We start from the raw sequence: 12039 nt of genomic DNA, 5'->3' as shown, positions 1-12039 counted from the left end.
CAGATGGCATAGAGGTGGCTTAGCCAGGCGTACGGGTTAACTGAGTGAACATATCGCTGGTAACAAATAGCTTGCGGCGCTGAAGTACTTTTTGGTGACAACGCTTGAGCATAAGTCTGCGTCTGTTGTTGTTTTTCAATTTTATTCCTTTTTTCATAAATCGATTTTTTTTCATTTGTTCTCCTTTCTCGCGTTGTGGCCACTTTATGTTTTTCGTGACCACTTTTCTTCCTTCGTGCGCAGCTCTCTTTATTTGAACAAGTCTCACGTTATTCGAGAGATGTTGTCATTTAAGAGCTGCAGCTCTTCTAGAGCTTGTCATCGTTGAGAAAATAATTATTACTGAGAAAGTAAGTCAGTGTCTGACTAACTTCTTTTTAGGGTACAGTACAAAGATGACATCGAAATGACAGTTTTCAAGAGAGAAGCAAGGTGAACTGCGTCAAATTTTTCCTTGTTCGTCCAACCATACTAAGCTGTCATAATAACGACGAATATTTTCCACATACTGTAACGCTTCATCGCCTCTTGCATAGCCATAGCGAGTAGTACGGTAATATTTCTTTTGCCTAAGCTGTGGCAAGCGACGCTTTACATCTACCCAAAGGTCTGGATTGCCACCTTGTTGCTCGGTAAGAATGCGTGCGTCCTCCAAATGGCCCATACCAATATTATACGACGCCATAGCCATCCAGGTTCTATCTGGCTCGCTAATTCGCGCAGGTATGCGATTGAGCAAACTGGCAAAATAACGAGAGCCTCCGCGAATGCTTTGTTCAGGATCGGTTCTGTCATCTACGTTCCAGTCACTTGCCGTATCCATGGTGAGCATCATTAGACCGCGAACGCCAGTTCTTGAAATAGCGTCACTGTCCCAGTGACTTTCTTGATAACTCATGGCCGCAAGCAGTCGCCAGTCTAATTCACCTGCATACTGTTGAAATAAGGGTTTGTATTGGGCAAGTGCTGTCTCGGCGGCATAATTAAACGCGCGACTGTCGACGTAATCGAACTGGCGAATATGGCCAAAGTACTTGTCTTCTAACACCGTAAACCAGCCTGACTGATGTACAGTACCAAAATATTCAATCAGCGCTGCTTTCACTGAGTCATCTTGATGTAATGGGAGCGCCCACGCCATCGGCATATCTTCATTAAGGGTTTTTGCCACGGCTAAGTTAGGATATCGCCTGCGCTGAAGGGCTAGACGGTTGCTGTCTGCTACCGTATAGGCAATGTCGCCATTGGCAACTTGTTGCAACAGTTCTTCAGAGTCAGAATCTTCGGTGGTAACAAGTTGGGTTTTTATTATTGGGCTTTCACTGTCACTTGCTTGGTCGGTTACCTCGTCTAATAAATTAGACAGTAAGTGAGCTTGGCTGCTACCTGCCACGGTAACAATAGGGGCATCAAGCTCTAATAAGTCTCTAGGTCTCGATGTCCCTGCTTGGAAGACGAGCTCTTGTTGAACGTGTTGATAGGCTGGACCGTAAGCAAAACGACTTTTAAGTGAAGGCGTTACCGCATCGCCTGTCGCGACAATGTCCAGATTACCTTCTTCTAACTGTTCTAACATGACTTCATAGCTGTAGAAGGGGTAAAGGTCGAGCGTCACGCCAAGGTAATCGGCAAATCCTGCCAGCAGTTCATATTCAAAACCCTGCGGCCCCTCTGCGCCGTTATAAAATGTTCCTGCACCATAAACAGTTCCCACGCGGATCGACTCTCGTTCCAACAATGAAGAAAGGGCAGTGGGAACAGAAGGAACGCCACAACTCATAACAGCAATAGATAATATGATTATTAATTGTAGTTTTAATCGTTTTTTATAGTCTTGTGACTGCATAGACCTTTACTTGTTGTCATTAAACCATCTAAGTTTAAAAAAAAGTTCATGTAAGCGCGTTATGAGGTTACTTACTGCGCATAATTACTCTATAATCCGCGCCGAAATACTCATCAATCCAAGAGGCAACGCGTCGCATTGGTGGTCGTTGTTTCTAACAAACCAGGTAAATCAATATGTTGGTCCTTCGAGGCGCTCCTGCACTATCAGAGTTTAACCAAACTAAACTGATTGCAAAGCTGGGTCAATCCGGCGTTAGGGTTAAAAACCTATATAGCGAATATGTTCACCTAGTCGATTCCCAAGGTGACTTGTCTAAGCAGCAAATAGAGATACTCGAGAAGCTGCTCACTTACGGCCCCGCGAGGCAAGCACAAACCCCTTCTGGAACCTTCTTCCTCATTACTCCTCGCCCCGGCACTATCTCTCCCTGGTCTTCTAAAGCCACCGACATTGCTCACAACTGCAGTCTAAAAAATATCAACCGCATAGAACGAGGTTGTGCGTTTTATATAGAAACAGAAAACGGTGTGAGTGAAGATGATTTTGCGCTTATCGCTAGTTTCTTACACGACAGAATGACCGAATCAGTGTTCACCAATACTGATGAAGCTGCGGTACTCTTTTCACATACCGAAGCCAATACTTTTACCAGTGTAGATGTATTAGGCGAAGGCAAAGACGCGCTAGTTAATGCAAATGTGTCGTTAGGCCTTGCTTTAGCTGATGATGAGATTGACTACCTGTTTGATAGCTTTACTAAGCTAGGCAGAAACCCGACTGACGTTGAACTTTATATGTTTGCGCAAGCAAACTCTGAACACTGTCGCCACAAAATTTTTAACGCTAGCTGGACCATTGATGGCGAGGACCAAGAGAAGTCGCTGTTTAAAATGATCAAAAACACCTACGAGTTGTTACCTGATCACGTGTATTCAGCTTACAAAGACAACGCAGCGGTAATGGAAGGGTGGCAAGCAGGTCGTTTCTTCCCGAACCCGCAGTCACACCAATACGAATACCATCATGAAAATATTGATATTTTGATGAAGGTAGAAACCCATAATCACCCAACGGCAATTTCACCTTTCCCAGGTGCGGCAACAGGCTCTGGTGGTGAAATCCGTGATGAGGGTGCTACTGGTCGTGGTTCAAAACCTAAAGCGGGTTTGGTTGGTTTTACCGTATCTAACTTACGTATTCCTGGTGCTGAACAGCCGTGGGAATTCGAATACGGCAAGCCACAGCGCATTGTAAGCGCCCTTGATATTATGCTTGAAGGCCCACTAGGTGGCGCAGCGTTTAACAACGAATTTGGTCGTCCTGCGCTACTGGGTTATTTCCGTACCTTTGAACAAGAAGTCAATAGCTTCAACGGTGTTGAAGTGCGCGGCTATCACAAACCTATTATGTTAGCTGGTGGTTTAGGTAATATTCGTCGCGAGCATATTGAAAAAGGCGAAATCACGGTAGGCGCTAAGCTTATTGTGCTTGGCGGCCCCGCAATGAACATTGGTCTTGGCGGCGGTGCAGCCTCATCAATGGCATCTGGCCAGTCAAACGAAGACTTAGACTTCGCTTCAGTACAGCGTGACAACCCTGAAATGGAACGTCGCTGCCAGGAAGTGATTGATGCATGTTGGCAGCTAGGGGATAACAACCCTATTCAGTTTATCCACGATGTGGGCGCAGGTGGTCTTTCAAATGCACTGCCTGAACTGGTTAATGACGGTGGCCGCGGCGGTAACTTTGAACTTAGAAAAGTATTGTCTGATGAGCCTGGTATGACACCTTTAGAGCTATGGTGTAACGAATCCCAAGAGCGCTATGTTTTATCTGTCGCGCCTGAAAATATGCCAGTGTTCGAAGCAATTTGTGCCCGCGAACGCGCGCCGTTTGCTGTGGTTGGTGAAGCCACTGCCGAGCAGCACCTCAACCTGAACGACAGCCAGTTTGACAACAAACCTATCGATATGCCTCTTGATGTACTTTTAGGCAAGCCGCCTAAAATGCACCGCGACGTAAGCTCGACCAAGGTTAGCTCGCCAGCACTAGACGAGTCAGGCATTACCTTAAGTGATGCAGCAAATCGCATTTTATCTTTGCCTACCGTGGCAGAGAAAACCTTCCTTATCACCATTGGCGACCGTTCGGTTACCGGCCTTGTAAGTCGCGATCAAATGGTAGGCCCATGGCAGGTGCCAGTGGCAGATGTGGCGGTTACTGCAACAGCGTTTGACACCTACCACGGTGAAGCGATGTCGATGGGTGAGCGTACGCCTGTCGCGTTACTATCGCACGGCGCGTCTGCACGTCTTGCTGTGGGTGAAGCGTTAACCAATATTGCCGCAGCAAACATCGGCGATATTAAGCGCATTAAACTGTCAGCAAACTGGATGGCAGCAGCTGGACATCCAGGTGAAGATGCGGGTCTTTATGAAGCGGTTAAAGCAGTGGGTGAGGAGCTTTGCCCAGAGCTTGGCCTAACCATTCCTGTGGGTAAAGACTCTATGTCGATGAAAACCGCATGGAATGAAAACGGTGAAGATAAAGCGGTGACTTCTCCGCTATCACTCGTTATCTCTGCCTTTGGCGCAGTAAAAGATATTCGCAAAACCCTAACGCCTCAGCTACGTACAGACAAAGGCGCAAGCCGCTTGCTGCTACTCGACTTGGGCGAAGGGAAAAATCGCTTGGGCGCAAGCTGCCTGGCACAAGTCTATACTCAGCTTGGTGATAGCCCAGCGGATGTGGTCTCTGCAAATCGCCTTAAAGCCTTCTTTGACGCAATGCAGACGTTAATTGAAAAAGGCTTGGTGTGTGCTTATCACGACCGTTCAGACGGTGGCCTGTTTACCACCGTTGCTGAAATGGCCTTTGCTGGTAAAACAGGTGTAAGCATTAACCTTGATAGCCTAGTTGGAAACGACATTGCCGTATTGTTCAATGAAGAACTAGGTGGCGTAATCCAAGTGCTTGAAAGCGATATGGATGCCGTTAACGCAGTACTGACTGAATTCGGTTTAACTGAATTGACTCACAATATCGGTACGCTTAATAGCACAGACATGATTGAGTTTAGTCGTGATGGCGTTGCTGTACTTGCAGATAGCCGCGTATCAATGCGTACAACGTGGGCACAAACCACGTTTGAAATGCAAAAGCTTCGCGATAATCCAGAGTGCGCTGAACAAGAACACGCAGCCAAGCAAGATGCTGCCGACCCAGGTTTGCATGCGGCGTTGTCTTATGATGTAAACGAAGACGTTGCGGCGCCTTATATTGCCAAAGGCGTTAAGCCAAAAGTGGCGATATTAAGAGAGCAGGGTGTTAATTCACATCTAGAAATGGCGGCTGCATTTACCCGTGCAGGCTTTGATGCTATCGATGTGCACATGAGTGACGTGTTGGCGGGGCGCATTACTCTTGAACAGTTTGCGGGCCTTGCGGCTTGTGGCGGTTTCTCTTACGGTGATGTATTAGGTGCAGGTGAAGGCTGGGCGAAATCTATATTGTTTAACAGTATGGCTCGCGATCAATTCGAAGGTTTCTTCAACCGTAACGACACGTTCAGCTTAGGTGTGTGTAACGGCTGTCAGATGCTATCTAACCTAAAATCACTGATCCCTGGTACTGAGCACTGGCCACATTTCGTGACTAACCAGTCGGCGCGATTTGAAGCCCGTGTTGCAATGGTCGAAGTGATGGAATCTAAGTCTGTGCTGCTTGATGGCATGGCAGGTTCGCGTATGCCTATTGCGGTGTCGCACGGTGAAGGTCAGGCAGAATTTGCCAATGACAACGCGCTATCACAAGTAGGCGCGCAGGTGGCGATGCGTTATGTAGACAACTACGGCAAGCCAACCATGCAATACCCTGCAAACCCGAACGGTTCACCGCAAGGGATCACAGGCTTAACTTCACAGGACGGGCGAAGCACTATTATGATGCCGCACCCTGAACGTGTATTTAGAGCCGTGGCAAACTCGTGGCGTCCAGACGATTGGCAAGAAGACGGTGCGTGGATGCGTATTTTTAGAAATGCCCGTAAATTTGTTGGGTAATAAAACACGCTTATTTTGACTAAAACAGGGGGGAAACCCCTGTTTTAGTCACTAGAAAAATACTGTTTAATAAATGCACATACCATAAATAGGCGTCAAAGCTTTGGCAAAGTGTCAAAAATCTGATTTTTGCCCTTGTCATCAGTTTGTCACTGATCTATTGTAGTGCAAGCAAGGAATGCAATTAGGTTACAGGAGTTGAGTTAGGGTTGTACCAGTGAAAGGCATGTGCCAGCTGGTTTAAATAATAAGAGACGACCGATGAATCGTTCTTCTAAAGGGTTTGGCTTAACCGGAGTGGCTGTAGCTGTAGTGCTGATGTTCGTAACTGCTGTTTTTAGCACATCTGCGAAGTCTGCCGAAGCTCCAACAACGCTAAGTGTGCAGTCTTCAGTTAAGTAGTCTGAAAGAAAAATTCTAACGCCCGTATCAAGTTGCTTGATACGGGCGTTAATCATTAGGGGACAATAAAAACGTTCAGCATATAGCGCTTCATGAGAAAAGCCTAAAAGCTATACTTAAAGACAAGCCCAAAAAAGCAAAGCTGACTCAACGAGTTATTGCCTCTCATTTTATCCTTTCTTATTTTTTTCTCTGTTAATTAATTTCTGCTGCGGATGCTTTTTCAAAAGCACATATGTAGCACCAAAGCCTCCGTGCATCGGTTGAGCCGTATGGTAGGCAATGACTTCGTCTAGTTCTCTTAGCCAATGGTTAACATAACTTTTTTTCAAAGCGGGAAAGGGTTTGCTATTTTCACCTGTTCCATGTTTTATGAGCAGTGCACGAACCCCGCGTTCGTGACTAGATTTAATGGTGCTATAAACCAGGTCTCGGCTTTGTTCTAAGGTTTTCCCTGAAAGTGTTACGTTGGCCTCTAGAGGGTATTTACCAAGGCGAAGTTTTTTAAAAACGCCGTCTTGAATACCGGGCTGCTGGAAGTGTATGAAATCATCAGGGGGTACCGGCTTTACACCTTCCATGCTCAGTGGATTAGCGAGTTTTTCGCGGACGCTTAACTGCCTAGCCGCTCGTTTTTGTTTTTCAGCGAGCGCCTTTTCAGGATCGTGTAATAAAGCCTTATCATCTGAAGCGATTGGTTTTACATCTTGCATTTCTGCAAAAAACGAATCGATATCGTCGTTTTCAAATTGGCTCATATTAATCCCCGTATAAGCTACTTCTCTATCTTTTATACGCTATTTCTGCCCCGTTGGTCTATGGAGCATAACCGCTCGATATATCACCGGGCGCAACGAACAGCAGCACCGTCGATTGCAGTGTAATTATAAAGTGGGGATTAAATTCTAAAAATCATCGTTTAGTAAATGGCACCGGGTTCCGCTAAAGCTTCAATAGCATCCCACTCTTCTTCAGAAAATGGGCACTGCTCAGCTGTTTCGGCACAACTATCAGCGTTATCAGGTGGGGGGAAATCGAAAGTCATAATGCTCTCCTGTTTTGAAGAGTATTACTTAAATTGGCTAAATTACAACCAAAGTATAATAAATTCTTCAATATTACAGGCGACGGTGTGTATAAGCATCTTTACTAAAAAGCAGAAACGTTGCGCAATTAATGGCGTCCCCAGCTGGAATCGAACCAACATCTAAGCCTTAGGAGGGCCTTGTTTTATCCATTAAACTATGGGGACCTAATGCGTAGGGAGTTTTATTATACGTAGTTCGGGAAAATACGAAACCCTTTGTCAACAAGGTGCAGCGCTATGAGAAGAACGTCTCTGTCATTGACGTGAAAGTAATGAGCCCATGGCCTGGTTTTGTAATGCATATAAAAAGCCCTCGTAGATACGAGGGCTTTGGCTATGGTCAGCGTATTTTTAAATATCAAAGTGTACCGCTAGTCTCGTAAATCTAAAGAGCAGTGTATGGGGATTGTTCAATTTGTTAATTTTATATGCCGCTGGTGGACAAAACAGCATGTTTTGTTGAACAAATTCCCTATGATAGTTTGGATTCTTACAAAAACGAATTGAAGCAAAAGATTATAGATACGCTTTATTCAATGCTTGAAGTAATTGATATTCGATACATTTCCAAAGGCAATTAATTCACTTAGATGACGAAAGTACTATATAAACTAGGAACTCTAAACTGTTTGAGGCAGATCGAGAAAGACTATTTTTTTACTACAAAATCGTGTTCCTGAATGTTTGCGATAATTCCTGCACCTTCGTTTACTACTAGAGACGAATTACCGTAGGCACTACTCACTACAAATTTGCCAGGATATAGCGAGTACTGTAAGTATTTACGGCCACGGTTATCGACAATCTCTTTAGCTTGATAAAGGTATAGTTCATCTTTTTCAGAAATGCCATTGTCTCTGCCTAAAGATACAGAAATTTTATCGCCGGCAACATTAATCACTCTACCTGTCATCGGCTGGCAGGCAGTGGCTTCTTTTATGTCTTCAATCGCTTCTGCTATTGTCGCGTTGACGGTTTGCCCATAAAGCGACTGCCAAAATTTTGTCGAAAACTCATCAACATCTTCGAATCTGTCGAATGTCCACTCTCCTTGATTCTGATAAGACTTAGTCAACAACAGGCCTCCATTAATGCCGTCATAGACTTGAATGGTCATAGAAAAGGAGCGTCTAGAAGTACCCTCACGCCACGGTGTAAAAACCGAAGCCTCTTCCCGTGTCACGCTTAAATCATCTATCATGCCCACCAACACAAATTGAGTATTACTTTGTGCTGAAAGCGTGCGTACATTTTGGTCAGTATACCGACTGTCAAATTTTGCAGTATGTGGCGCGATATAGATAATATCTAGGTTTTCGGTTTTATTTCGCATGGCCCGCGCTAACTGCTGGGTGAATGAAGCATCGAAATTGGGGATATTACCCTGTGTTAGCTGCGTTCTGTTACGTACCCTGAAATGTGTGGTAGCGAAGTGTTTTTGGTCATTTTGTGCGGCACAGACTTTTCCTCTTGGAAAAATGTCAGCGCGAATACTCACCGTAATCACATCGCCGCTATAAACTTCATTAACTAGTTCCAATTGTTCAACTTCGCCGGTAGAGCGAATGGTCATCTCTTCATTTTTAAGAAGACCATTTGTAAGCTTGGCGACGCTATGAACTGACGCGCCTGCAAAAAGCATGGCTTGCTTAAGTGCCTCTTGGGTAGCCGCATGTCTGGCAGTTTCTTTATCACCATTTCGCACCACGGCCTGTCCTGTAGCCTCGTACCACACGGCATGTGCTTGCCCAACGAAAAATGCAAACAGGCAAATTACCGCCACGACAGCGTTTAAAATAGTTATCAGCGTTGTTTTGCTAATATGTCGCACCGCACACCTCTGGAGGTTTTTGTCTAACTGCGCTATGCAAAGCGCCCGGTTTATAAGGCGAAGTATGCGAAAAGAGTGCCAGTTGATGTGGTTTCGTCGCCGTTAAATCAATCGGGCGCATATCTTGCACATATCTTGCAACGCGTATCTTGCTAAAGGTTTGTAAAAAGCGTCAGTTTAGATATGTCAAAATCTGCTACCGCGAGTATGGCGGTATATCGTAGTAACAAAGCTGCCGCCGACGAGAGCAGCGTAACTACACATTTGATTTTATTAATAATGCAATTTGGAAATGAAACTATGTGCTTGAAAAAAATACATAAATCAAAATCGCTGTTACTGTTTTGCTTTCTTGGTTTAGCAGTAAGCACTGGTGGATGCGGCATTATTGATAAACACGTTGAGTGGGAAACAATAGAGCCAGAAAGCTATCCCGTGCTCAAGGCGGTAGGCTATGCGCCAATTTCTTCTCAGCATGGCGAAAGCGACAGCATGAAGCTTATAATGGCGATGAAAGCGTCAAAATTAGATGCATACCGAGAGCTAACTGAACAAGTCTATGGTCAAAAAATTGAGGGCAACCAGTCTCTGTCTCACTTGGTTATAGATAGCGAAACATTGCGAGCATCTGTAGAGGGGGTCATTAGAGGCGCTGAAGTTGTAAAAGCCTATCCGGTAGGTGAAGATACATACGTCACCGAACTCGCTTTAGATATGCAGCAGGTTTACGATATATATCTGTCGACCGCAAAACCGCGTCGAATAAAGGATGTAAAGTATTATTAAACGTTAGCGAAAGGGCAGTTTGCGCAAGTAGCTGTATCGTGAAGTCTTAAAAAATGCGCAAATTCACAGAGATATAATTTGCTTTTATCGGTTAAGGCTTAATGGCTAAAGCTCGCTGAGTGGAGTTTACTGAAATCGCAAAAAAATTAGGCGCTCACTCCCGACCCTAAAGTCCCGCCTTTCGGCTTTCCTTTTTTGTCATAGGTGAGCGATTCTTTGGCACGAACTTCCATCATCAAGTTACGTAAGTGTGTGAGGCGTAGCTGTCCTTGCTCTACGGCTTTTTGATTGACCTGCGTGCGGTATTTGCAATCGTCCAGAAGTTTCTTTGCATTAGCCATTAATGCATCATCTTCTTCTGACATTGAGCCTTGATCGCTAATTGTGCGCTCAATGCTTCCATCGAGAGCCTGAATAGACGTTAACAGTGCTGTCTTTTCGTCTAACAAATTCATTAAAGATTCGGCGTCTCGCGAACTGATAAGTTGCAATTCTTTTTCAAGCAATACGGCAAGTGAAGACAGTTGCTCCACTTGCTTTATTAGTGCTTGTGTCAATTGGCTTGCTTGTTCAGTCACGTTAGCTCTCTTCTGGTTAGTTACGAGTTTTGTCGCTCACTATTTAGCGCCAAAAATCTCACCTTCTAGTTTTGCAATCTTGTTGGCAAGCACTTCAGGATTAACTTTATACTCGCCACTTTGAATCGCTCGCTTAAGGCGATCGACTTTATCTTGGTTCACAGGCGCTTCCGAACCTTTCTTCTGAACCTGGTTGAGCTGCTGAGCAGATTGCGTCAACGATACAGAATCCTGACGAGGAGCTGATGCGGTTTGCGCAGCCTGTGTTGATGCCTGCTGTGGAGATTGCTGCGTTTGGTTTTGCTGCGCAACCTTTCCATTATCAACGGGTGTTTTCGGTAACCCATTGTTTATATTGTTAATTGCCATAATTAGTCCTCACTACTTTTTCGCCTCTGTAAAGTATATCGGCCTTTTGGCTAATTTCTTTAGCTAAATTGTGAACAAAAAAGTAGGTATTCGCTGCCTCGTTTATAAGTGTATCACGACTTCTTCAGGGCTTGCGACTCTTGCTATCACCGCCTTTTGGCTACTGGCATTAATTACCTTAATATTGTCACCAACGACACCGTCTTGCTGAGCGATTCCGGCTGTTTTCACTTCCATCCCTGCTACCTCAGCAGTTATGGTAATTCTGTCGCCTTTGCACACAAAGCACAGCATATTTGACTGTATAGCTTGTCCGTCAGTCACTCGGCGTTTTATTCTAGCCCCAATAAGCGCTTCTAGCTCAGTAAATGCGGTATGGCGTAATCGTCTTACATCAACTTTTGCCAGAGACAGATTCGATGATGTCAGTACGGTTCCTGGACTTATTGCGCCTTGAGTGACAACAATTTCTTTGGTACGCGTTACTTGCCCGCTGGTGAAAAGGTACCATTCATTATTTCTGCAGCTCACTCTAACTGATATATACGATTGGCTCAGCGCTTCTTGCGACGCATTGTATTCGAACCCAGTTGGGCAGTCAGGAATATTTATCCTATCGTCTATCTTCACAATAGACACATCAATGCTAGTATCCTGCGTATTATCAGCAAGTTGAGTTATTAGGTATTGTTTTGCGCCTTCTTCAACCTGTTTGTGATTGGTTTGTGTCGCCAAGCAGTTCATAGAAAGCACACTGAAAACGGTCAATGACAGTAATCGTGTGAATGTAAGGCGCGTTTTGGCGTTCATATTTTTCATCATGACTTTTCGTGTTCAGTTTACAAGTTATTGACTATGCTTAATACGGCCGGTTTGCTTAGTGCAAATAAATAACAGCCAAAGTAAATCCATAAGGTTTACAAGCACGAGCGTCAACGCAGGATCATTGACTAAGTTAAGGTATAAACCCTACTAAAGACTGAAAAATGCTATTTAGTGTCATTTTTCTGTCGTTTGACCTGCAAAAATTTAGTGATATTGTCTATCTTTATCATAAGAGGCAATGATCATGCCCA

General features: G+C 44.7%; 11 protein-coding genes and 1 tRNA gene. 3 read left to right on the top strand and 9 right to left on the bottom strand.

Annotation, left to right across the window (positions count from 1 at the left end; genetic code table 11):
* Positions 1-19 precede the first annotated feature (19 nt).
* Both NO989_RS03270 and mltF read right to left on the bottom strand, forming a co-directional pair.
* Complete coding sequence (locus NO989_RS03270; RefSeq protein ID WP_014975860.1) at positions 20-175, bottom strand: hypothetical protein; 156 nt, start codon at positions 173-175, stop codon at positions 20-22.
* A 267-nt stretch (positions 176-442) separates the two neighbouring features.
* Entirely contained in the window at positions 443-1846 is a 1404-nt protein-coding gene (gene mltF / locus NO989_RS03265; protein WP_371342029.1) for a membrane-bound lytic murein transglycosylase MltF, read from the bottom strand.
* Positions 1847-2022: 176 nt separating this feature from the next.
* Here mltF and purL point away from each other — a divergent pair, with 176 nt between their 5' ends.
* Both purL and NO989_RS03255 read left to right on the top strand, forming a co-directional pair.
* Positions 2023-5910, top strand: coding sequence for a phosphoribosylformylglycinamidine synthase (gene purL / locus NO989_RS03260; RefSeq protein ID WP_371342028.1), 3888 nt, complete (start codon positions 2023-2025; stop codon positions 5908-5910).
* 261 nt (positions 5911-6171) lie between these two features.
* The gene (locus NO989_RS03255; RefSeq protein ID WP_162889815.1) at positions 6172-6312 is read left to right on the top strand and encodes a hypothetical protein; all 141 of its coding nucleotides are present in this window, start codon (positions 6172-6174) and stop codon (positions 6310-6312) included.
* A 170-nt stretch (positions 6313-6482) separates the two neighbouring features.
* On the opposite strand, the gene smrA is transcribed toward NO989_RS03255, so the two are convergent.
* From smrA to NO989_RS03235, 4 genes are all read right to left on the bottom strand, one after another.
* Positions 6483-7070: a DNA endonuclease SmrA gene (gene smrA / locus NO989_RS03250; protein ID WP_014948576.1), complete on the bottom strand. Its 588-nt coding sequence runs from the start codon at positions 7068-7070 to the stop codon at positions 6483-6485.
* A 161-nt stretch (positions 7071-7231) separates the two neighbouring features.
* The gene (locus NO989_RS03245; protein ID WP_014948577.1) at positions 7232-7357 is read right to left on the bottom strand and encodes a hypothetical protein; all 126 of its coding nucleotides are present in this window, start codon (positions 7355-7357) and stop codon (positions 7232-7234) included.
* A 132-nt stretch (positions 7358-7489) separates the two neighbouring features.
* Positions 7490-7564: transfer RNA gene (locus tag NO989_RS03240), tRNA-Arg, on the bottom strand.
* A 484-nt stretch (positions 7565-8048) separates the two neighbouring features.
* On the bottom strand, positions 8049-9230 hold the full coding sequence (locus tag NO989_RS03235) for a flagellar assembly protein T N-terminal domain-containing protein (protein WP_371342027.1): 1182 nt from the start codon (positions 9228-9230) through the stop codon (positions 8049-8051).
* A gap of 300 nt (positions 9231-9530) precedes the next feature.
* Between NO989_RS03235 and NO989_RS03230 the strand changes: the two genes are divergently transcribed.
* Entirely contained in the window at positions 9531-10016 is a 486-nt protein-coding gene (locus NO989_RS03230) for an LPP20 family lipoprotein (protein WP_371342032.1), read from the top strand.
* A gap of 146 nt (positions 10017-10162) precedes the next feature.
* On the opposite strand, the gene flgN is transcribed toward NO989_RS03230, so the two are convergent.
* The 3 genes from flgN to flgA form a co-directional block, all read right to left on the bottom strand.
* Entirely contained in the window at positions 10163-10594 is a 432-nt protein-coding gene (flgN, locus tag NO989_RS03225) for a flagellar export chaperone FlgN (RefSeq protein ID WP_156078006.1), read from the bottom strand.
* 39 nt (positions 10595-10633) lie between these two features.
* Positions 10634-10963 carry a flagellar biosynthesis anti-sigma factor FlgM gene (flgM, locus tag NO989_RS03220; protein WP_371342026.1) on the bottom strand — a complete coding sequence of 110 codons (330 nt, stop codon included), beginning with the start codon at positions 10961-10963 and terminating at the stop codon, positions 10634-10636.
* A gap of 102 nt (positions 10964-11065) precedes the next feature.
* Positions 11066-11782, bottom strand: a complete 717-nt coding sequence (gene flgA / locus NO989_RS03215) for a flagellar basal body P-ring formation chaperone FlgA (RefSeq protein WP_014948590.1) — start codon at positions 11780-11782, stop codon at positions 11066-11068.
* Positions 11783-12039 lie beyond the last annotated feature (257 nt).

The sequence above is a fragment of the Alteromonas sp. DY56-G5 genome (genome assembly GCF_041414725.1).
GTDB lineage: Bacteria > Pseudomonadota > Gammaproteobacteria > Enterobacterales > Alteromonadaceae > Alteromonas > Alteromonas macleodii.
This window is presented reverse-complemented; position numbering and strand designations above follow the sequence as displayed.